Source organism: Paraburkholderia edwinii, assembly GCF_019428685.1.
GTDB classification, from domain to species: domain Bacteria; phylum Pseudomonadota; class Gammaproteobacteria; order Burkholderiales; family Burkholderiaceae; genus Paraburkholderia; species Paraburkholderia edwinii.
Window position 1 is genome coordinate 4,668,487 of the sequence record NZ_CP080095.1, and the last position, 20,337, is coordinate 4,688,823.

Consider the following 20,337-nt stretch of genomic DNA (forward strand, 5'->3'; position numbering starts at 1 on the left):
CTCACATGCGGCGTCGACTAACGTCTACGCGTTGACGGGCGCCGCGCCTGCGCCCTGCTGCAGCATGCCCGGAATCGCGTCGCGCGGCAGCGGCTTCGCGAAGAAGAAGCCCTGCATCTCGTCGCACGCGCGCTCCTTCAGGAAATCGAGCTGCGCGGACGTCTCGACGCCTTCCGCGATCACCTGCATCTTCAGCGAATGCGCGAGCGCGATGATCGCCGACGTGATCGTCTCGTCGTCGTTCGATACGCCGATATCGGACACAAACGAGCGGTCGATCTTGAGCCGGTCGACCGGAAAGCGCTTCAGATAGCTGAGGCTCGAATAGCCGGTGCCGAAGTCGTCGATCGCCAGACCGATGCCCAGCGCGTGCAGTTCGTTCAGCATCGTCACCGCTTCTTCGGCATTGCGCATGATCGTGCTTTCGGTCAGTTCGAGCTCGAGGTATTGCGGCGCGAGCCCGGTTTCCGCGAGCACCTGCTTGACCAACTTGGCGACATTGCGCTGCTGGAAGTGCCGCGCGGACAGATTCACCGAGACGCGCGCGGGCGGCAAGCCTTCGTCCTGCCACGCCTTGTTCTGCCGGCACGCCTCGCGCAGCACCCACTCCGACAGCGGCCCGATCAGGCCGCTTTCTTCCGCGACCGGAATAAACGATGACGGCGGCACGAGACCGACTTCCGGATCGCGCCAGCGCACGAGCGCCTCGACGCCGACGATCTGTCCGCTATTGATATCGACCTGCGGCTGGTAGTGCAGCAGGAATTCGTTGTCGCGCAGCGCGCGGCGCAGCCGGCGCTCGAGGTTCATCCGCGCGCCCGCGCTCGCATTCATCTCCGGCTGATAGAACTGGAACGTGTTACGGCCCATGTCCTTCGCACGGTACATCGCGAGGTCGGCCTTCTTCATCAGCGTTTCGGCATCTTCGCCGTCCTGCGGGAAAAGGCTCGCGCCCATGCTGCAGCCCACATATAGCTCGGTGCCGTCGAGCCACACAGGCTCCGAGATGCTCGCGCGCACGCGCTCCATCCATGCGATCAGCGACTGCTCATCGGACGTATCGGACAGCACGACGACGAACTCGTCGCCGCCATGCCGCGCGACGGTATCGGTGGCGCGCGCGCAACGCGCGAGCCGGTCGGCCACCACAGCCAGCAGCCGGTCGCCGACGCTATGCCCGAGGCTATCGTTGACGTTCTTGAAGCCGTCGAGATCGATAAACACGACGGCCACGCCGTTCTGATGCCGTTGCGCGACGACCAGCGCATGCTGCAGCCGGTCGCGCAGCAGATTGCGGTTCGGCAGGCGCGTCAGGCCATCGTAGTTCGCCTGATATTCGAGTTGCTCCTGATAGCGGATCAGCGCGGTCACATCGTTGATCACGCCAATGTGATGCGTCGTTTCGCCATCGGGGTTCGGCACCGGCGCGATATACAGCTGATTCCAGAACAGCGCGCCGTCCTTGCGATAGTTGCGCAGCACCGCGCTCACTTCGCGGTTCGCCGCGAGCGCCTGACGGATCGCCGCGATGCCTTCCTGGTCGCGGTCGTCGCGCTGCAGGAGCCGGCAATCCTGGCCGATCACTTCGGCCGGGTCGTAGCCGGTGATCCGCTTGAACGCCGGGTTCACGTACTCGATCACATTGCCGCCCTCGGCCGGCCCCGTGATCAGAATCGCGTTCACGCTCGCATCGAGCGCGCGGCTTTGCAGCCGCAACGCGAGATCGGCGCGCTTGCGCTGCGTGATGTCCGTGTACGAGCCGAGCACGCCGATCACGCGGCCATCGCTGTCGGTGAACGGCAGCTTGCTCGTGATCGTCGTGCGGAATTCGCCGTCGACGATCATATCGAACTCGTAGTTCATCTTCGGCACACCCGACACGACCACTTCGGCGTCGTGCTTGCGCACGTCGTCGGCGAAATCGCGCCACGGCAGATCGTCGTCGGTCTTGCCGACCACCTGCTCCGGGTAAGCGAGGCCTGCATCGCGCGCAAACGCCATATTGCAGCCCAGATAGCGGGACTCGCGATCCTTCCAGAACACGCGCTGCGGGATATTGTCGATCACCGTCTCGAGCATCTGGTTCGAGCGCTGCGCTTCGGCTTCCGCGTTGATCTGATCGGTGACGTCGGCGGCGAGCACGAACATCGCCGAGCGGCTCGTGAATGTGAGCGGGTGATACGAAATGTCCGCGTTGATGATCGACCCGTCCTTGCGCCGGTGACGCCAGATGCCGGCCACCGTGCGGCCCGTGCGCGGTGCGGCTTCGCTGCGCTGCAGGTGCGTTTCGAGGCGTGTGATCTCGCTCGACGGGCGGATCGCGCGAATCGTCATCTCGAGGAATTCTTCTTCCGAATAGCCGTACTGATGAACCGCGGCCGCATTCACGGCGAGAAAGCGCAGCGACTCGCGATCGAAGATATACATCGGCACCGGATGCTCGTCGAACAGGCCGCGAAACCGCTCGTCGTGACGCTTCAGCGCGCGCGCGACGCGCAGCCGTTCGCGCTCCTTCGTTTCGCGCGAGCCGAACGTGTAGATCAGCAAGGCGCTGCCGGCCAGCATCGTGAAGACGAGCAGCAGCGTCGCGCGCTGCGTGTCGCGCGTCGATTCGGCAAGCCTGGTTTCGAGCGCGATGTCTTCGCGCCGACGCAGGGCGGAAAGGCCCGACTCGAGCCGGTCGACATCCATGCCGAGACGCGTGTACGCGGTCGCGGCCCATGCGCGTGAACTGGCTTCGCCGTTGCCCGGCGCATCGTTCTGCGCGCGGGACAGCGCCTCGGCGATGCTCTGCTTCAGCACGCCGCTATCGGCAGCGAGCGTGCCGAACATCGCGAGCATCGGCGGATCGTCGGCAAGCTGCGCGCGCAGCGTCTCTTCGAGCCGCGCCATCGATGTGCTCATCTTGCCGGCCGCGTTCGCCGGCACCGCGACGCCGGCTGTCTGATAGTGTCCGAGCAGCGCGAGGCTGTCTTCGATCTGCGTGCGATACGCATCGAGGTTTTGCCGGATGCCCGTCGAGCGGATCGTGCGCGCGTCGACGTCGCGCTGCGCGCAAATCTGCGTGTACGCGATAAACGCGTTCGCGCCGACCGCCGCCGTGACGATCGCGAGATTGATCAGGAGCCGCTTCGAGAGAATTGAATTCATGGGTTCCGAAGGTCGTTCGTCCTGCGGGCAGCGCGTCGGCCAAGATCGATCAGTTCATGCGTGCAGGCGGACGCTACGATACAGCACCGACGCCACGCATGATATGGCACCTTTCCGCGCCAACCCTTGGATAACGGCAACGTTCGAAACGGGTTGAGGGTGGATCAGCAAAAAAAGCAGAAAAAATGCGACGAATTCAGCGCGCGAGGCCGAATTCCTTCATCGCGGGCACGAAATCGTGATTCCCTTCCGGCTTGCGCGACAGTTTGGCGAGCACGTAACGCTTGAACGGCTCGAGTTGCGACCATTGGTCGGCGCTCGGCGCGGCGAGCTGTGCAACGTTTGCCTGATGCACGACGCCGTCCGGAACCGCGCCGGTATTGAGCCAGGCGGGGGCGTCTTCGGGCGTGAACCAGTCCGGCTCGACGTTCGCGTGCGTGCGCATCATTTCGAACAGCGCGTGGTCGAAATTCGGCTCGATCGCGGCGTCGTCTTCGACCGGAAAACGCGCGAGCAAGGCGCGGTCTTCGTGCGGCAGCATCTGCCATTGCGACAGCGAAATGCGCAGCCCGAAACGGTCGAGGTTGAAGCGCACGCACATCGGTATGAAGGTCAGATTCTCCGAAGACTCGACTTCGAAGTCAAACAGCAGAGGCGCTTCGTTCAGTCCCATGGCGGATCCTCGGAAGTGGGGGCCGGAAGTGACGCGTGGTGGCGCTTGGTGGCGCGCGGTGATGCGTGGCAGCGCGCGGTGACGCGCCGCGACAGATACCGGGCCGCGCAGCCAACGCCAGCTTGAGGTATTTTAGAACCTTATTGGCGACTGGCCAGTTGCGGGCCCAGTCGCAGGCCACGATCAGGCCCACACCACGCCACACCAGGCCCGCCCCGGGCCACGAGGAGCAGCGCTTGAACCCACTGGAAACCGCCGGGCAACCCGGCACGATCGAGCAGCCGGTGCGCCGTCATCGCGGCGGCACGATCGAAACCGTCGACGATCACGTCGGCCAGGAGTGGCCGGTTGCGCTCGTCTTCAACGGTATTTCGCACGCTGTGATGATGTGCACGCCGCGCGATCTCGAAGCGTTCGCGGTCGGCTTTGCGGTGTCCGAAGGGATTGTCGACCGCAATGCCGACATTCAGGACATCGAGGTTGAACTGCATGAAAACGGCAATGCCGACAGCCGGATGCCGTATGCGGAAGTGCAATTGACGGTCGTGCAGCAAGCCTTCGTCGCGTTGAAGGAAAAGCGCCGCGCGCTAGCCGGGCGGACCGGCTGCGGCGTATGCGGGATCGAGAGCATCGATCTGCTCGATCTGCAGCCGGAGCACGTGCCCGATACCGGCTTCTTGCAGCGCCTTGCACCGGACGCGATTGCGCGCGCGGCGCGCGAGCTGCCCAAACATCAGGCGTTGACGCAACTCACCGGCGGGCTGCACGCCGCCGCGTGGTGCGATGCGAGCGGCGCGATCCGCTATGCGTTCGAAGATGTCGGCCGCCACAACGCGCTCGATAAACTGATCGGCCAGCTTGTGCTCGACCGTGCCGATACGAAGGACGGCTTCGTGTTTCTGTCGAGCCGCGCGAGTTACGAGCTGGTGCGCAAGGCGGCGCGCGTCGGCGTGCCGATGGTCGCGACGATCTCGGCGCCGTCGTCGCTGGCGATTTCGATTGCGCGCGAAGCCGGGATCCGGCTGGTCAGCTTTTGCCGTGAGAATAGTTACGTCGACTACGACACCGTGTGACCGATCGTCGCGGTGGCGGCATGCGGGAGCGCGCGGCGACGTCGTGCGTTTGCGATGCCGCAGTGACTGCGCAATGACCGCGCAGTGACCGCGCAGTGACCGTTATGCCAGCGAGCGAGCGGTGAGATGACGTGCGGCGTGGCGCGCGGCCAAACCGGTCACGGGTTGGTACGCGCTGCATGGCGCTGCATGGCAGCTACATCGCGCTACGAAATCGAACGAAAATCCGGCTTACGTTTTTCGAAGAACGCACTGAACGCCTCGCGCGCCGCCGGTGCGAGCAGCATCTTCGCGAAGTGCACGGCCTCGTCGGTCATCTGCGTTTGTATCTCGTGCTGGCTCGCGCGTTTCATCAGCGACTTCGTCACGCGCAACGACGCGGGCGGTAGCGCAGCAAGCTTCTGCGCCTGCTGCAGCGCGAACGCATCAACTTCCGCGGCCGGCAACAGCCGGTTCACGAAACCCATCCGCAGTGCCTCGTGCGCGTCGAACGCTTCGCCGAGCATCAGCTTTTCGGCGGCGGCTTGATAGCCGGCGACGCGTTGCAGCAGCAACGACGACGCGGCTTCCGGACACAGCCCCAGCTGCGTGAACGGCAACGCGAACGTCGCCGTATCGGCCGCATAGACGAGGTCGCAGTGCAGCAGCATGGTCGTGCCGATGCCGACGGCCGCGCCCGCCACGGCAGCGACGAGCGGCTTTTCGGCCGAACTGATCGCGCGCAGGAAGCGGAACACCGGTGCGTCTTCGCCGACCGGCGGCGTCTTCAGGAAGTCTTCGAGATCGTTGCCCGCGCAGAAGATGCCGGCGCTGCCGCGCAGCAGGATCGCGCGCACGGTGTCGTCGGAGTGCGCGTCGGCGAGCGCGTCCGCCATCGTCTGGTACATCGCGGCGGTGATCGCGTTCTTCCTGCCGGGGCGGTTGATCGCGATGGTCGTTACGTCGCCGGTGCGTTCGATCTGAATGTCCATGTCTGGTCCTGTCGATCAGAGTTAGCGCTTTAGCGCTTACTCTGATCCCATGCTGACGTTGGTCCGGGTTAGCGCTTTAGCGCTTACCTGGAACCGACAGCGAGTCGATCAGAGTTAGCGCTTTAGCGCTTACTCTGATCCCATGCTGACGTTGGTCCGGGTTAGTGCTTTAGCGCTTACCCGGAACCGACAGCGAGTCGATCAGAGTTGGCGTTTTAGCGCCTGCTCTGATCCGATGCCGCGTTACCCCAGCCTGGCGCTTCAGCGCCCAGGTGGAGTTGTGCGGCGCGCTACGTTGCGGTGAAAACGCCGGCGGCCGTCACGCGCCGTCGCGGCCCAATCAAACCCGCTCAAGAATCCCCGCCGCGCCCATCCCTGTACCGACGCACATCGTCACCATCCCGTACCTGAGCTTGCGACGATGCAGCGCATGCACGACCGTCGACGCACGAATCGCGCCGGTCGCGCCCAGCGGATGCCCGAGCGCAATCGCGCCGCCGATCGGATTGACCTTCGCCGGATCGAGCCCGAGATCCTGAATCACCGCCAGCGCCTGCGCGGCGAACGCTTCGTTGAGCTCGATCCAGTCCATATCGTCCAGCTTGAGCCCCGCGGCCTTCAGCGCGGCCGGAATCGCTTCCTTCGGCCCGATGCCCATGATCTCCGGCGGCACGCCGCGCACCGCGAAGCTAACGAAGCGCGCGAGCGGCGTCAGATTGAATTGCTTCAACATCTTCTCGGATACGACAATCAGCGCGCCCGCGCCATCGGACGTCTGCGAGCTGTTGCCGGCCGTCACGCAGCCTTTGTTCGCAAACACCGGGCGCAGCTTCGCCAGTCCTTCGAGCGACGTATCGGGGCGTGGCCCTTCGTCGAGCGCGACTTCGCGCGTCTTCACGCGCACCTCGCCGCTCGCGAGATCGGGGAAGCGCTCGACGATCGTGTACGGCGCGATCTCGTCCTTGAATTCGCCGGCCTGCTGGCCCGCGAGCGCGCGCTGATGCGACTGCAGCGCGAACTGGTCCTGCGCCTCGCGGCTCACTTTCCAGCGTTCGGCGACACGCTCGGCCGTCAGGCCCATGCCGTACGCGATGCCAACGTCCTCGCCGCGATCGAAGATATGCGGCGACAGCGACGGCTTGTTGCCCATCATCGGCACCATCGTCATCGATTCGCAGCCGCCTGCGATCATCGCCTCCGATTCGCCGACGCGAATGCGGTCCGCGGCCATCGCGAGCGCGGTCAGACCCGACGCGCAGAAGCGGTTGACCGTCACGCCGCCGACCGTATTCGGCAAGCCCGACAGCAGCGCCGACATGCGCGCGACGTTGAGGCCCTGCTCCGCCTCGGGAATCGCGCAGCCGACGATCGCGTCTTCGATCACGCTCGTGTCGAGCCCCGGCACCTGCGCGACCGCCGAGCGGATCGCATGCACCATCAACTCGTCGGGACGCGTGTTTTTGAAAATGCCGCGCGGCGCCTTGCCGATCGGCGTGCGGGCCGCGGCGACGATATATGCGTCCTGCAATTGCCTGTTGCTCGTGCTCATTTTTCGCTCCTTGGTCCGCCGCCTAGTTGCGCACCGGCTTGCCGGTTTGCAGCATGCCCATGATCCGTTCCTGCGTCTTCTGCGTGCCGAGCAGTTCGATAAACGCGCGGCGCTCGAGCGTCAGCAGCCATTCCTCGTCGACGAGACTGCCCGCTTCGACGTCGCCGCCGCAGATTGTTTCGGCGATGCGGCTCGCGATCAGATAGTCGTGCTCGCTGATAAAGCGGCCGTCGCGCAGATTAACGAGCTGCGCCTTGATCGTCGAGATTGCCGAGCGGCCCGCGACCGGCACTTGCGTCACGCGCAGCGGCGGCCGATAACCGGCTGCGGACAAGGCACGCGCTTCTTTCTTCGCGACGTCGAGCAGTTCGAACACATTGAAGACAATCGTGTCGGTCGGCTTCAGATAGCCCATCGCGCGCGCTTCGAGCGCGGAGCCGGAGACCTTCGCGGTCGCCGCATATTCGTACGGCTTTTGCAGGAACTTCAGCAGATCGCCGCCGCTCGCGCCGATCAGGCTTGCGGCTTCGGCCGCACGCAAGGCGGCTTCTTTCAGCCCGCCGCCCGCCGGCAGCAAACCGACGCCGACTTCAACGAGGCCGATATAGCTTTCGACGTGCGCCACGCGCTTCGCGCTTTGCAGCATCAGCTCGCAGCCGCCACCGAGCGCGATGCCCGACACGGCGGGAATCACCGGCACGTTCGCGTATTTGATGCGCAGCATCGTCTGCTGGAATTTCTTTACGAACGGCTCGATGCCCTTTGCGCCGCCCTTCATAAACGCGGGCAACGCCTCTTCGAGATTCGCGCCGGCGGAAAACGGGCCGCCCGGCGTGCCGAGCTTCAGCGACGTCGGTTGCCAGATCACGACGCCCTTGTAGTCCTTCTCGGCGAGCTCGATGGCCTGCACGATGCTGTCGAGCACGGCCGGGCCCATCGTGTTCATCTTGCTCCGGTACGAGACGATGACGATGTCGTCTTCGCCTGGACGATCGTCGACCCACGCGCGCAGGCCGTCGTTTTCGAACAGCGTCTTGCCGTAGGTGGCCGGGTCGCGGCCCGCTTCACCGGCGAGCGGCGCGCGGAACACCTGCTTGTCGTACACGGGCAGCGATGAGCGCGGCACGAACCGTTTCGCCGCCGGCGACCATGAACCGTCGGCCGTATGCACGCCGCCCTTTTCGGCAACCGCGCCGTCGAACACCCACGCGGGCAGCGGCGCATTCGACAAGGCCTTGCCGGCCGCGATATCGTCGCGCACCCATTCGGCGACCTGCTTCCAGCCGGCCGTCTGCCAGCTCTCGAACGGGCCTTCGTTCCAGCCGAAGCCCCAGCGCACCGCGAAGTCGAGGTCGCGCGCGTTGTCGGCAATGGATTCGAGATGCACCGCGATGTAGTGGAACACGTCGCGGAAGATCGCCCACAGAAACTGCGCCTGCTTGTGGTCGGATTCGCGCAACAGCTTCAGGCGCTCGGCGGGCGGCCGCTTGAGGATGCGTCCGATCAGTTCGTCGGCCTTCGCGCCGCTTTCGACGTAGTCGCCCGCTTGCGGGTCGAGCACCTTGATCGCCTTGCCGTCCTTGCGATAAAAGCCCGCGCCGCTTTTCTGACCGAGCGCGCCGTTCTTCACGAGCCCGGCGAGCACCGCGGGCGTTTCGTAGACCGGAAAGAACGGATCGTCGGCGAGATTGTCCTGCATCGTCTTGATGACGTGCGCCATCGTGTCGAGCCCGACCACATCCGCCGTGCGGAACGTCGCCGACTTCGCGCGGCCGAGGCGGCTGCCGGTCAGGTCGTCGACTTCGTCGTAGCGCAGGCCGAACTTCGCGGCTTCGGCGATCGTCGCGAGAATCGAGAAGATACCGACGCGGTTCGCGATAAAGTTCGGCGTGTCTTTCGCGCGCACGACGCCTTTGCCGACCACGCTCGTCAGCAGCGTTTCGAGTTGATCGAGAATGTCGGGCCGCGTGTGCGCGGTCGGAATCAGCTCGACCAGATGCATATAGCGCGGCGGATTGAAGAAGTGCACGCCGCAGAAACGCGCTTTCAGTTCGTCGGAAAAGCCCTGCGACAGTTCGGTGATCGACAGCCCCGACGTGTTCGACGCGAAGATCGCATGCGGCGCGATATGCGGCGACACCTTCTTGTAGAGGTCGTGCTTCCAGTCCATGCGCTCGGCGATCGCTTCGATCACCACGTCACATTCGGCGAGCTTGTCGATGTCGTCGTCGTAGTTCGCGGGCTGGATGAATTGCGCGTCGTCTTTCACGCCGAACGGCGCCGGCGACAGCTTCTTCAGATTCTCGATTGCCTTCAGCACGATGCCGTTCTTCTGGCCTTCGCGCGCCGGCAGATCGAATAGCAGCACCGGCACCTTCGCGTTCACGAGGTGCGCGGCGATCTGCGCGCCCATCACGCCGGCGCCGAGCACGGCCACCTTGCGAATGATCAGATTGCTCACGTCGTTTCTCCGGAGAGTCATGCAATGTTGCGTGGACAAGCCGCGTTCGATGTTCGACACGGCTGTCGTGCGATTCGGTTGCGCGCGAGGCGGCTCGCGCGCGAATCTTCAAGAATGCGGTTAGAAAAGCGGTCAGAACAGCGCTTCGTCGATTTCCATCAGCGTCTTCGCGCCCGCGCGCGCGGCGCGGATCGTCGACGCGGTTTCGGGCAGCAGCTTCGCGAAGTAGAAGCGCGCGGTGGCGAGCTTCGCCTTGTAGAACGGATCGCCCGACGCTTCCTTATCCAATGCAATGCGTGCCATCCGCGCCCAGAAATACGCGAACACCAGATGCCCGACCGTGCGCAGATACGGCACCGCCGCCGCGCCGACCTCGTCGGGGTTCTGCATCGCCTTCATGCCGATTTCCATCGTCAGCTTCTGCACCTTGTCCGCGATATCGGCGAGCGGATTGACGAACTCCTGCATCTCGGGTTTCACGCCTTCTTCGTCGATAAAGTCGGTGACGAGCTTGCCGAACTTCTTCAGCTTCGCTCCCATGTCGCCGAGCACTTTGCGACCGAGCAGATCGAGCGACTGGATCGCGTTCGTGCCTTCGTAAATCATGTTGATGCGTGCGTCGCGCACGTACTGCTCCATGCCCCACTCGGCAATGAAACCATGTCCGCCGTACACCTGCAGCGCAAGATTGGTGCCCTCGAACGCGTTGTCGGACAGGAACGCCTTCAGGATCGGCGTGAGCAGCGCGACCAGATCCCCCGCCTCAGCCCGTACTGTGGCATCGCCATGCGACAGTTCCTTGTCGATCTGCAACGCGGCCCAGTACGAGAACGCGCGCGCGCCTTCCGCGTAGGCCTTTTGCGTCAGCAGCATGCGGCGCACATCCGGATGCACGATGATCGGATCGGCCGCTTTCTCCGGCGCCTTCGGGCCGCTCAGCGCGCGCATCTGCAAACGGTCTTTCGCATAGGCGCGCGCGTTCTGATAAGCGACCTCAGTCAGCCCGAGGCTTTGCATGCCGACGCCAAGGCGCGCCGCGTTCATCATCACGAACATCGCGTTGAGGCCTTTGTTCGGCTCGCCGACGAGCCAGCCCTTCGCGTTGTCGAAATTGATCACGCAGGTCGCGTTGGCGTGAATGCCCATCTTGTGCTCGATCGAGTCGCATTTCACCGCGTTGCGCGAGCCGGGCTCGCCCGCGTCGTTCGGCAGGAACTTCGGCACGACAAAGAGCGAAATGCCTTTCGTACCCATCGGCGCATCGGGCAGACGCGCGAGCACGAGATGGACGATGTTTTCGGCCATGTCGTGCTCACCGCTCGAGATAAAGATCTTCGTGCCGGTGATGGCGTATGACCCGTCGCCGTTCAGCTCGGCCTTTGTACGCAACATGCCAAGGTCGGTACCGCAATGCGCCTCGGTCAGACACATCGTGCCGGTCCATACGCCCGACACGAGCTTGGGCAGATAGGTTTGCTGCAGCTCCGGCGTGCCGTGCGCATGCAGGCATTCGTACGCGCCGTGCGACAGGCCCGGATACATGGTCCATGCCTGGTTCGCCGAGTTCAGCATTTCATGGAGCGCGTTATTGACGAATGCGGGCAGCCCCTGGCCGCCGTAGTTCGGGTCGCATGCAAGCGCGGGCCAGCCGGCTTCGATGAATTGCTGATAGGCCTGCCTGAACCCCGCCGGCGTGGTGACGACGCCGTCGCCTGCGTAGGTGCAGCCTTCCTTGTCGCCGCTCTGGTTCAGCGGGAACAGTACTTCGGCGCAAAACTTGCCGGCTTCTTCGAGCACCTGGTTGATCGTGTCGGCGTCGAGGTCCGCATGCTTCGGCATCTGCCTGACTTCGTCTTCGACGTTCAGCAGCTCGTGCAGCACGAATTGCATGTCGCGCAACGGCGCGGCGTACTGTCCCATGTGGTGTCTCCGATGCAGGTTATTGGCCCGAGGGCGCCGCCAACGTTGCTAGCTTGCAGGCAGCTAGCGGCTAGCGCCCTCGCTTTGGTACGAAACGATCAGTTTTTCCAGCGCGGCCCACGTCAGACGCACGGCATCGGGCAGATGCAGAAAGCGCGCGTCATGATGCAGACCCAAGGTGAAGCTATACAGTTCGAACAACATCAGCTGCGGATCGGTATCGCGGCGCAGATGCCCTTCGTCGATTGCCTGTGAAATCGCGCGCGTGAGCGCCGCGCGCCACATCGTCACGCTCGATACGAGCTGCTCGCGCACCGGGTTGTCGGGCCGGTCGTCGTACTCGACCGCGCCGCTGATGTAGATGCAGCCGGTCGTGACTTCCTGGATGCGCTTCTCGATCCAGCGCGAGAGCATCGAGCGCAAACGCGGCAGACCGCGCGGTTCGCGCAGGCTCGGAAAGAACACCTCGTCCTCGAAGCGGCGGTGGTACTCGCGCACCACTTCGACCTGCAAATCTTCGCGGGACCCGAAATGCGCGAACACGCCACTTTTGCTCATCTGCATGCGCTCGGCCAGCAAGCCGATCGTCAGGCCTTCGAGTCCGTCACGGCTCGCGAGATCCAGCGCCGCATCGAGAATGGCGGCTCGCGTCTGTTCGCCTTTTCGCATAGCAATTACCGTCTGATGAGATGAAACAGAAATCGAACGGACGTACTATTATTGTTTGCAGCCGCCCGCGAAACAAGGAATTTATTAGAAACGGGTTTCTAACCAGGTTTTCAATTTTGCGTCATCCGTTTAGAGCGCGATGCCAAATTTTTAGAGTTATTTGTCTGCGTTTTTGGTTGTTTTTCGGCATCGCTTGCGGGTGAGGTCCGGCGGCTAGTCGTATCCGCCGACGGTCAGCAGCTTCATCAGCGCCCGGTAGCCCTGATAGGCGAACCAGTTGACGAATTGTTCGGACAAGGGCCGCGCCTCGTAGTGCGCGACGTCGATGCCGCGCGATTCCGCAAACGCGGCGAGGATCGCGCCGCGCAACTGGTCCAGCTGCTGATGCAGTACGAGCACCACGTTGGCCTCGTTGTTGAGCACGAGACTCAGCGCATCGAGATTCGACGAACCGACGGTGCCCCAGTTGGAATCGACCACGGCGACTTTGCCGTGCAGCATCGTCTTCTCGTACTCGGCGATCTTCACGCCCGCGCGCAGCAGCGAGCGGTAGAGGAACGGCACGGCATAGTCGAGTATGGCGAACTCCTTTCTGCCGACCACGAGCCGCACGTCGACCCCTCGCTCGGCCGCGTAGATTAGCGCGCGCCGCAGCTTCCGGCCCGGCATGAAATACGGATTCGCAAGCAGCACTTCGTCGCGCGCCTGCCCGATCGCGGTCAGATACGCCTTCTCGATCGCACGGCGGTTCACGATGTTGTCACGCGCGACGAAGGCGACCGACGGCTCGGCCGCCGCGCGGACGTCGCCCGTGCGGATGCGGCGGCGCGCGCGCACGAACTGGTCGGTAACCGCCTGCGCATTGGTCGCGCCGTCGGTGTCGGGCGTCGGCTTCGGGCGGTGGCCGATGCGGATGCGCCGCCATTGCAGATCGAACGCGACACGCACGTCGGCAACCACCGGGCCGCTCAGTTCGACCGCGAAATCCCAGCGCGGAAACGGCAGACGCGTGCCGTTCTGGTCGTAGTCGTCGACGATATTGATGCCGCCGCAGTACGCGTAGGTGTCGTCGATCACAGCAAGCTTGCGGTGCGTGCGCGAGAAGCCGAAGCGGCCGAACAGATGCGGGTTGTAGATGCGATGCTCGATGCCGGCCGCGACCCACTCGCTGAAGATCTGCAGGCGCGTGGTGCCGATGCCATCCGTGATCACCCGCACGCGGACGCCGCGTTGCGTCGCGCGCAGCAGTGCGGCGGAGACGTCGTGGCCGGCGTCGTCGTCGGCGAAGATGTAGGTTTCGAGCGTGACGACATGTTTCGCCGCGTCGATGCGTTCGATTAGCGCGGCGAAATACTGGTCGCCGGACGTGAAGAGCCGCACGTCGTTGCCGGTCGTGAAGCGGTAGCGTGACAGATAGCGCCGGCCGAGCAGCGTCTGTCCGAAGTGGGCGAGACGGCGCTGACCGCCGCTCATGCGCCGCGCCCCGTATTCAGCGCGCGTACGCGCTCGGGCAGTTGCAGGATCGCGTCGCGGTTCGACCACGAGAAGCATTGCTGTGCCGCGTCCTGATACGGCAACCAGATATGCGCGGTGTGCTCGCGCGGCGCGAGCGTCACTTCGAGGCGGCGCGGCACTTGCAGACTGAACCAGTGTTCTGTGTTGACGGTCACGCCTTCGGCATAACGATGCCGCCATTCGGCGAAGATCTCGAACTGGATATGGTGATGCCAGTCGATCAGCGCCTCGCGCGGTACGTCGCGCGAGCCGACGACGATGCCGGTCTCCTCGCCCACTTCGCGCGCGGCCGTTTCCGCAAACGGCTCGTCGACATAGTTGCGCGCACCGGTCACCGACTGCCACAGTGCGGGACGATCGGCCCGCTCGATCAGCAGCACGTCGAGCTCGGGCGTATGGATCACGACAAGCACGGATTCGGGGATCTTCGGCGGTTTCGGCATGGGTCGTCAGTCGGAACGCGTCGGCGACGCAGGTCGATCGATATGCAATTCTGCAATTGCAAGCAGGCTTCCCCGCGAATGTAACGCAAAAAGCGAAAAAGGCGCTATCGAGCGCCTTTTTCGTGCGTGGCCTGCGCCACGGTGCGGCCGGTACTGCGCGCTTATTGCGCCTTCTGCTCTGCCTGACGCAGACGGATATGCAGCTCGCGCAGCTGCCGTTCGTCGACTTCGCTCGGCGCCTGCGTCAGCAGATCCTGCGCGCGTTGCGTCTTCGGGAACGCGATCACATCGCGAATCGAATCGGCGCCGGCCATCATCGTGACGATACGGTCGAGGCCGAACGCGATGCCACCGTGCGGCGGCGCGCCGTACTGCAGCGCGTCGAGCAGGAAGCCGAACTTCAGGCGCGCTTCTTCCGCGTTGATCTTCAGCGCGCGGAACACCTTGCTCTGCACGTCTTCCTGATAGATACGCACCGAACCGCCGCCGATTTCCCAGCCGTTCAGCACCATGTCGTAGGCCTTCGCGAGGCAACGGCCCGGGTCCGTCTCGAGGAACTCGAGGTGCTCGTCCTTCGGGCTCGTGAACGGATGGTGCGCGGCGACGTAGCGGTTCTCTTCCTCGTCGTACTCGAACATCGGGAAGTCGATCACCCACAGCGGCTTCCAGCCCGACTCGACGAGGCCGTTCGCCTTGCCGAATTCCGAGTGGCCGATTTTCAGGCGCAGCGCGCCGAGGCTGTCGTTGACGACCTTCGCACGATCAGCCGCGAAGAAGATGATGTCGCCATCCTGCGCGCCGGTGCGCTCGATGATCGCCGCCACCGCCGCGTCGTGCAGGTTCTTGACGATCGGGCTTTGCAGACCGTCTCGGCCCTTCGCGACTTCGTTGACCTTGATCCACGCGAGGCCCTTCGCGCCGTAAATGCGCACGAACTCGGTGTAGCTATCGATATCGCCACGCGACAGTTCGCCGCCCTTCGGCACGCGCAGCGCCGCGACGCGGCCGTCCTTCGTATTGGCCGGTGCGCTGAACACCTTGAATTCGACGTCCTTCACGGCATCGGTCAGGTCGGTGAATTCGAGCTTCACGCGCAGGTCCGGCTTGTCCGAGCCGAAGCGGCGCATCGCTTCCGAGTACTGCATGACCGGGAACGCATCGGGCAGCGTGACATCGATCGTTTCCTTGAACACGTGGCGGATCATCGCTTCGAACAGATCGCGAATTTCCTGCTCGCGCAGGAACGACGTTTCGCAGTCGATCTGCGTGAATTCCGGCTGACGATCCGCGCGCAGGTCTTCGTCGCGGAAGCACTTCGTGATCTGGTAGTAGCGGTCGAAGTTCGCGACCATTAGCAACTGCTTGAAGAGCTGCGGCGATTGCGGCAACGCGAAGAACTGGCCCGCGTTCGTGCGCGACGGCACGAGGTAGTCGCGCGCGCCTTCGGGCGTGCTCTTCGTCAGCATCGGCGTTTCGATGTCGATAAAGCCTTCCGCGTCGAGATACTTGCGCACTTCCATCGCGACGCGATAGCGCAGGCGCAGGTTGTGCTGCATCTGCGGACGGCGCAGGTCGAGCACGCGGTGCGTGAGGCGCGTGGTTTCGGAGAGGTTGTCGTCGTCGAGCTGGAACGGCGGCGTGACCGACGCGTTGAGCACGATCAGCTCATGGCACAGCACTTCGATCTTGCCGCTCGCGAGGCCCGCGTTGGTCGTGCCTTCCGGACGGTTGCGCACGAGGCCCTTGATCTGCACGCAAAACTCGTTGCGCACGCCTTCGGCGGTCTTGAACATCTCGGCGCGATCCGGGTCGCAAACGACCTGAACGAGGCCTTCGCGGTCGCGCAGGTCGATGAAGATAACGCCGCCATGGTCGCGGCGCCGTTGTACCCAGCCGCACAGCGACACGCTTTGGCCGAGCAGGTGTTCGGTCACCAGACCGCAGTATTCAGATCTCATCGACATGATGTTTGTCTTTCGTTTTGCGTGAGTGAACGGAGCGCGCCGCCCGTAGCGCCGCGCACCGGCATTACATGGGTGGCTCGACGGGCGTGCGGCGCGCCGGTGTGACCGGCTGCGGCGCGGCCGGCGCGACGACGCCCATCGAAACGATGTACTTGAGCGCCGCGTCGACCGTCATGTCGAGCTCGATCACTTCGCTCTTCGGCACCATCAGGAAGAAACCCGAAGTGGGGTTCGGCGTGGTCGGCACATAGACGCTCACGAAGTCTTCCTTCAGGTGATTGACCACGTCGCCCCCCGGAATGCCGGTCAGGAACGCGATCGTGTACGAACCGCGGCGCGGGTATTCGATCAGGAGCGCCTTGCGGAACGCGTTGCCGCTCGACGACAGCAGCGTGTCCGACACCTGTTTCACGCTCGTGTAAAGCGGACCGACGACCGGAATACGCGCGACGATCAGTTCCCACCAGCTGACGAGCTTCTGCCCAATGAAGTTCTGCGTCAACAACCCGACGACGAAGATGAAAGCTAGCGTCAGCACGGCGCCGAGGCCTGGCAGGCGGAAACCGAACAGATTTTCGGGACGCCAGGCCTGCGGCAACAGCAGCAGCGTCTGATCCATCGTCCCGATGATGAGACCGAGCACCCACAGTGTGATGGCAAGAGGCACCAGCACCAGCAGGCCGGTCAGGAATACCGATTTGAGCGTCGTCTTTTTCGTCGTCATTGGCTTCGCCAGAAATCCGCGCGGACGTTGCCTCGCGCGGCGTGGCCGCCACCCGTTCGGGCAGCAAGACCGCTTGTGTACCGCTTACGTGCTGCTTGCGCTGCCTGATGTGGGACCCGCGGTGGAACCCGCGGTGGACCCGGCGTTAGACCCGGTGGAGGACCCAGAAGCCGATGCGCTGTTCGATCCGCCGGCCGGCTTCGACGACGCAGCCGCGGCGCCGTCCGACGAACCGGATTTGCCGCCTTCGGACGACGCGCCTGCGCTACTGCCTTCGCCGTCCTTGCCGGATGCATTCGAACCGCTGTTGGCCCCGCTGTCGGCTCCGTTATTGGATCCTTTAGACCCGTTACCGCCACGGAAATCCGTCACATACCAGCCCGAGCCTTTCAGCTGAAAACCAGCGGCAGTGACCTGCTTGCGGAATGTATCGGACCCGCATTGCGGGCATTGTGTCAACGGGGCGTCGCTCAGCTTCTGAAGCACGTCTTTCCCGAAGCCGCACGACTCGCAGCGATAAGCGTAGATCGGCATGACCTTTGTCCCTACAGAAATCTTGGAAGCGCTTGCAAAGCCTTGAATTATAGCCGCAAACGGTGTCGACTCCCCCGAAATCGGGTGTCGGCCGGCGCGATGACGCCGTTGAAGGACCGCGCCGAAGCGAGCTTCAGGAGCATCGCTCCGGCGCGCAGCGAGGAGTCACAGCGTGCAATACCGCGTGACCGTGCCCGCATACCCGTTGTCTTAAATGAGGGCGGCGGGCGCCGGAATCAAGTGCGCTTGCCGCGCACTGCCGACTCAACCGCGCGCTCAACCCCGCACTCATCCGCCATACGCGAACGCAATCCACGCACGCGCGAGCACCGCGCCAACGCCGACCGCGACGCCGAACATCAGAAGCCCCTGCAGCAGCCGGTTCGTGCGTTTCTGTTCGAGCAGAATCTGCCGAATCGTTTCGTCGTTGATGCCGCGCTGCTGCGGATCGTGCCGATGCGCGAGTGCCTGATGCACGAGCCGCGGCAATTGCGGCAGCGTCTTGCTCCACTGCGGCGCCTCGATCTTGAGCCGCTCGTACCAGCCGCGCAAACCGATCTGCTCGTTCATCCAGCGTTCGAGATACGGCTTCGCGGTCTTCCAGAGATCGAGCTCGGGGTCGAGCGAACGGCCAAGGCCTTCGACGTTGAGCATCGTCTTCTGCAGCAGCACGAGCTGCGGCTGGATCTCCACGTTAAAGCGGCGCGACGTCGAGAACAGCCGCATCAGCACCTGGCCCAGCGAGATGTCTTTCAGCGCGCGGTCGAAGTACGGCTCGCAGACCGCGCGTATCGCGCTTTCGAGTTCCTCGACGCGCGTGTTCGGCGGCACCCAGCCCGACTCGAGGTGCAGCGTCGCGACGCGGTGATAGTCGCGCTTGAAGAACGCGAGAAAGTTCTGCGCGAGGTAGTTCTTGTCGAAGTCCGACAGCGCGCCGACGATGCCGAAGTCGAGCGCGATGTAGCGCCCGAAATGCGCGGGGTCGAGGCTTACCTGGATGTTGCCAGGGTGCATGTCCGCGTGGAAGAAGCCATCGCGAAACACCTGCGTGAAAAAGATCTCGACACCTTCGCGCGCGAGCTTCGGAATATCGACGCCCGCCGCGCGCAAGGTCTCGACCTGGCTGATCGGCACGCCGACCATGCGCTCCATCACGAGCACGTTGGACGTGGAGAACTCCCAATACATCTCGGGCACGAGCAGCAGATCGAGGCCTGCAAAATTGCGCCGCAGCTGGCTGCCGTTCGCGGCCTCGCGCATCAGGTCGAGCTCGTCGTGCAGATATTTGTCGAATTCGGCCACCACCTCGCGCGGCTTCAGGCGCTTGCCATCAGCCCACAGCCGCTCGGCCCACACGGCGATGTCGCGCAACAGCGCCAGGTCCGAATCGATCACGGGCAGCATGTTCGGCCGCAGCACCTTGATCGCCACCGACTTGCCCGCGTGCTGGCCGGCCTTCACGGTGGCGAAGTGCACTTGCGCGATCGACGCGCTCGCGACCGGCACGCGCTCGAAGTCGTCGAACAGTACGTTGACCGGCGCACCGAGCGAGCGCTCGATGATCGAGATCGCGACATCGGAGTCGAACGGCGGCACCTGGTCCTGCAACTTCGCGAGTTCGTTGGCGATGTCGGGGCGCAGCAGATCGCGGCGCGTCGACAGGACCTGGCCGAACTTCACGAAAATCGGTCCGAGGCTTTCGAGCGCAAGGCGCAGCCGCAGCCCGGGCGGATCGTTGAACTTACGGCCGATGGTCGTAATACGCAGCAACAGTCGCACGCGACGATCGTTGATGCGGCTAAGCATCATCTCGTCGAGACCGAAGCGGATGACGGTAAAGAAGATCTTGAGAAAGCGCAGAAAACGCATGGTTGAGCCCGGTGACTAGCGCGTGCCGCGCGTATTGGCGGCGGCACCCGGTGCGGCATTGCCGCGGGCTTCGACCTTCTGTTCTAGACGTTCGATGCGCTTTTCGACACGCGCAAGCGTATCGCGAGCGCGCGCGAGTTCGGTGTTAAAGCCGTCGAGCGCGCTGCGCCGCACGAGCTGCGGGTCTTCATCAAGCAGGTATTCCGCGACCGAGTCGACCAGATTGCGCCCGGTGCGAAGCGCCTGTTCGCCGGCCGAGCGCGCGAGCGACGCGATGCGCCACGCGGGCCCATCGCCGATCAGGCGCGCGAGATCTTCCTCGGGCTCCCAGCGCAGATGCTCGGCGAGCTTCGCGATCAACGTGGCGAATTCGGCATCGCCTTCGATCTTCACGTGCTTCATGACCGCGGCCTGCCCGCCTTGCAGGAACACGGGCAGCGCATCGGCCGGCACCGATACCGTGACATCGACCTGTTGCGCCGCGGTCTCGTCCACGGCGGCCACATAGCCGTCGGGCTGCACGAGCAGGATCATGTCCACGGGGGCACAGGATAGCCGGGCAATCTTCCCGGCATAGGGAGCGAGACGCTCGCGAGCCCACGATTCGCGGGCGAGCAGATGGTTGACGGCAGCAGCGAAGGGCTTGGCGGCTAGGGTCATCGTGTTGGAATGAAAAAACCCGCGCAGGCGGCTTGCCTGCGCGGGTTCCTATTGTAACGTCCGTTCCCTTTCCAGCCGATTCAGCCGAACGGCCTATTTGTTGATTCCGGCAGCGTTGTCGAACGCCGCTGCGGTCAGCTAGCGGGAACTGACCGGGGAACT

The 20,337-nt window shown here is 64.0% G+C and carries 15 protein-coding genes; 1 reads left to right on the forward strand and 14 read right to left on the reverse strand.

Annotated elements, in window-relative coordinates:
* Positions 1 to 24: 24 nt before the first annotated feature.
* The gene (locus tag KZJ38_RS20740; RefSeq protein WP_219798013.1) at positions 25 to 3,150 is read right to left on the reverse strand and encodes a sensor domain-containing protein; all 3,126 of its coding nucleotides are present in this window, start codon (positions 3,148 to 3,150) and stop codon (positions 25 to 27) included.
* A gap of 196 nt (positions 3,151 to 3,346) precedes the next feature.
* Positions 3,347 to 3,823, reverse strand: coding sequence for a nitrate reductase associated protein (locus KZJ38_RS20745; protein ID WP_219798014.1), 477 nt, complete (start codon positions 3,821 to 3,823; stop codon positions 3,347 to 3,349).
* A gap of 236 nt (positions 3,824 to 4,059) precedes the next feature.
* Here KZJ38_RS20745 and fdhD point away from each other — a divergent pair, with 236 nt between their 5' ends.
* Positions 4,060 to 4,896: a formate dehydrogenase accessory sulfurtransferase FdhD gene (fdhD, locus tag KZJ38_RS20750; protein ID WP_219798015.1), complete on the forward strand. Its 837-nt coding sequence runs from the start codon at positions 4,060 to 4,062 to the stop codon at positions 4,894 to 4,896.
* 206 nt (positions 4,897 to 5,102) lie between these two features.
* Here the strand turns inward: fdhD and KZJ38_RS20755 are convergent, their stop codons facing one another.
* The 12 genes from KZJ38_RS20755 to KZJ38_RS20810 form a co-directional block, all read right to left on the reverse strand.
* Positions 5,103 to 5,867, reverse strand: a complete 765-nt coding sequence (locus KZJ38_RS20755) for an enoyl-CoA hydratase (RefSeq protein ID WP_219798016.1) — start codon at positions 5,865 to 5,867, stop codon at positions 5,103 to 5,105.
* Between the two features lie 340 nt (positions 5,868 to 6,207).
* Positions 6,208 to 7,416, reverse strand: a complete 1,209-nt coding sequence (locus KZJ38_RS20760; protein WP_219798017.1) for an acetyl-CoA C-acyltransferase — start codon at positions 7,414 to 7,416, stop codon at positions 6,208 to 6,210.
* A 22-nt stretch (positions 7,417 to 7,438) separates the two neighbouring features.
* Positions 7,439 to 9,877 carry a 3-hydroxyacyl-CoA dehydrogenase/enoyl-CoA hydratase family protein gene (locus tag KZJ38_RS20765; protein WP_219798018.1) on the reverse strand — a complete coding sequence of 813 codons (2,439 nt, stop codon included), beginning with the start codon at positions 9,875 to 9,877 and terminating at the stop codon, positions 7,439 to 7,441.
* Positions 9,878 to 10,009: 132 nt separating this feature from the next.
* Positions 10,010 to 11,797, reverse strand: a complete 1,788-nt coding sequence (locus tag KZJ38_RS20770) for an acyl-CoA dehydrogenase C-terminal domain-containing protein (RefSeq protein ID WP_219798019.1) — start codon at positions 11,795 to 11,797, stop codon at positions 10,010 to 10,012.
* Between the two features lie 63 nt (positions 11,798 to 11,860).
* Positions 11,861 to 12,466, reverse strand: a complete 606-nt coding sequence (locus KZJ38_RS20775; protein WP_219798020.1) for a TetR/AcrR family transcriptional regulator — start codon at positions 12,464 to 12,466, stop codon at positions 11,861 to 11,863.
* A 213-nt stretch (positions 12,467 to 12,679) separates the two neighbouring features.
* The gene (gene clsB, locus KZJ38_RS20780) at positions 12,680 to 13,939 is read right to left on the reverse strand and encodes a cardiolipin synthase ClsB (protein WP_219798021.1); all 1,260 of its coding nucleotides are present in this window, start codon (positions 13,937 to 13,939) and stop codon (positions 12,680 to 12,682) included.
* Positions 13,936 to 14,424: a dihydroneopterin triphosphate diphosphatase gene (gene nudB / locus KZJ38_RS20785; RefSeq protein ID WP_219798022.1), complete on the reverse strand. Its 489-nt coding sequence runs from the start codon at positions 14,422 to 14,424 to the stop codon at positions 13,936 to 13,938. Before nudB ends, clsB begins: the two co-directional genes overlap by 4 nt.
* 161 nt (positions 14,425 to 14,585) lie before the next feature.
* The gene (aspS, locus tag KZJ38_RS20790; RefSeq protein WP_219798023.1) at positions 14,586 to 16,388 is read right to left on the reverse strand and encodes an aspartate--tRNA ligase; all 1,803 of its coding nucleotides are present in this window, start codon (positions 16,386 to 16,388) and stop codon (positions 14,586 to 14,588) included.
* 64 nt (positions 16,389 to 16,452) lie between these two features.
* Positions 16,453 to 17,112, reverse strand: a complete 660-nt coding sequence (locus KZJ38_RS20795; protein WP_219798024.1) for a DUF502 domain-containing protein — start codon at positions 17,110 to 17,112, stop codon at positions 16,453 to 16,455.
* An 84-nt stretch (positions 17,113 to 17,196) separates the two neighbouring features.
* A complete protein-coding gene (locus tag KZJ38_RS20800; RefSeq protein WP_219798025.1) occupies positions 17,197 to 17,646 on the reverse strand; it encodes an FmdB family zinc ribbon protein in 450 nt (149 codons plus the stop codon).
* Between the two features lie 288 nt (positions 17,647 to 17,934).
* On the reverse strand, positions 17,935 to 19,515 hold the full coding sequence (gene ubiB, locus KZJ38_RS20805) for a ubiquinone biosynthesis regulatory protein kinase UbiB (RefSeq protein WP_219798026.1): 1,581 nt from the start codon (positions 19,513 to 19,515) through the stop codon (positions 17,935 to 17,937).
* A gap of 15 nt (positions 19,516 to 19,530) precedes the next feature.
* Positions 19,531 to 20,175, reverse strand: coding sequence for a ubiquinone biosynthesis accessory factor UbiJ (locus tag KZJ38_RS20810; RefSeq protein WP_219798027.1), 645 nt, complete (start codon positions 20,173 to 20,175; stop codon positions 19,531 to 19,533).
* Positions 20,176 to 20,337 lie beyond the last annotated feature (162 nt).

Bases quoted from the DNA above. Each gene is read 5' to 3' on its own strand.
- KZJ38_RS20740 (WP_219798013.1), bottom strand. From the start codon at position 3,150: ATGAATTCAATTCTCTCGAAGCGGCTCCTGATCAATCTCGCGATCGTC.
- KZJ38_RS20745 (WP_219798014.1), bottom strand. From the start codon at position 3,823: ATGGGACTGAACGAAGCGCCTCTGCTGTTTGACTTCGAAGTCGAGTCT.
- KZJ38_RS20755 (WP_219798016.1), bottom strand. From the start codon at position 5,867: ATGGACATTCAGATCGAACGCACCGGCGACGTAACGACCATCGCGATC.
- KZJ38_RS20760 (WP_219798017.1), bottom strand. From the start codon at position 7,416: ATGAGCACGAGCAACAGGCAATTGCAGGACGCATATATCGTCGCCGCG.
- KZJ38_RS20770 (WP_219798019.1), bottom strand. From the start codon at position 11,797: ATGGGACAGTACGCCGCGCCGTTGCGCGACATGCAATTCGTGCTGCAC.
- KZJ38_RS20775 (WP_219798020.1), bottom strand. From the start codon at position 12,466: ATGCGAAAAGGCGAACAGACGCGAGCCGCCATTCTCGATGCGGCGCTG.
- clsB (WP_219798021.1), bottom strand. From the start codon at position 13,939: ATGAGCGGCGGTCAGCGCCGTCTCGCCCACTTCGGACAGACGCTGCTC.
- nudB (WP_219798022.1), bottom strand. From the start codon at position 14,424: ATGCCGAAACCGCCGAAGATCCCCGAATCCGTGCTTGTCGTGATCCAT.
- aspS (WP_219798023.1), bottom strand. From the start codon at position 16,388: ATGTCGATGAGATCTGAATACTGCGGTCTGGTGACCGAACACCTGCTC.
- KZJ38_RS20795 (WP_219798024.1), bottom strand. From the start codon at position 17,112: ATGACGACGAAAAAGACGACGCTCAAATCGGTATTCCTGACCGGCCTG.
- KZJ38_RS20800 (WP_219798025.1), bottom strand. From the start codon at position 17,646: ATGCCGATCTACGCTTATCGCTGCGAGTCGTGCGGCTTCGGGAAAGAC.
- ubiB (WP_219798026.1), bottom strand. From the start codon at position 19,515: ATGCGTTTTCTGCGCTTTCTCAAGATCTTCTTTACCGTCATCCGCTTC.
- KZJ38_RS20810 (WP_219798027.1), bottom strand. From the start codon at position 20,175: ATGACCCTAGCCGCCAAGCCCTTCGCTGCTGCCGTCAACCATCTGCTC.